The sequence below is a fragment of the Psychrobacter sp. 1U2 genome (assembly GCF_051847575.1).
Map to the genome: position 1 here is coordinate 1 of NZ_JBPYDC010001206.1, position 668 is coordinate 668.

The window sequence follows — 668 nt, forward strand, 5'->3', positions numbered from 1 at the left end:
TAATAATAGTAAAAACAAGTTATAAATATTCGCAGATTATAAGAACCAATCACAATAAGTTTCAAAATTTGGCTGAGACAGCTGTTATAATTTGTTAATCTAACAGTTACAGTATGCTTTGCCAACTATGATTGTTACTATTGTTATAAAAGCAAATAATCATTTATTTACAATAATATAGTAGTTAAACAAAGTAGAATTAACAAAGAAAAATTGGTGCTCATTTAGATACGTTTTATTAGTAAAACTTACTACTGTATCTTTTTCTAACGATTATAATTAAACAAGCACTTATAATATAATTATATAATATTCGGGAGAGTTTTTATGTCAAAAGGACAAACATTACAAGATCCGTTCCTAAACTCATTACGTAAAGATCGTATTCCAGTGTCTATTTTTTTGGTAAATGGTATTAAATTACAAGGCCAAATTGAATCATTTGACCAATATGTCGTTTTATTAAAGAATACAGTTAGTCAAATGGTTTATAAGCATGCCATCTCAACTGTAGTTCCAGCACGTAATCCACGAGGCGCTAGTACTACTGCATCATCGAGTAGTGGTATGCAGACTCAAGGTACTAACGGCTACCAAGGCGGCAGTAATAACAGCGGGTTTGAAAGAGGTAGTAATACAGGCGCAGGTGGCGGCTTTGAAGAACGTGG

At 32.2% G+C, this 668-nt stretch carries 1 protein-coding gene; it reads left to right on the forward strand.

The window, feature by feature from the left end:
• Positions 1 to 327 precede the first annotated feature (327 nt).
• A partial coding sequence (gene hfq, locus ACS8FD_RS21230; RefSeq protein ID WP_439277324.1) for an RNA chaperone Hfq occupies positions 328 to 668 on the forward strand: 341 nt, incomplete at its 3' end.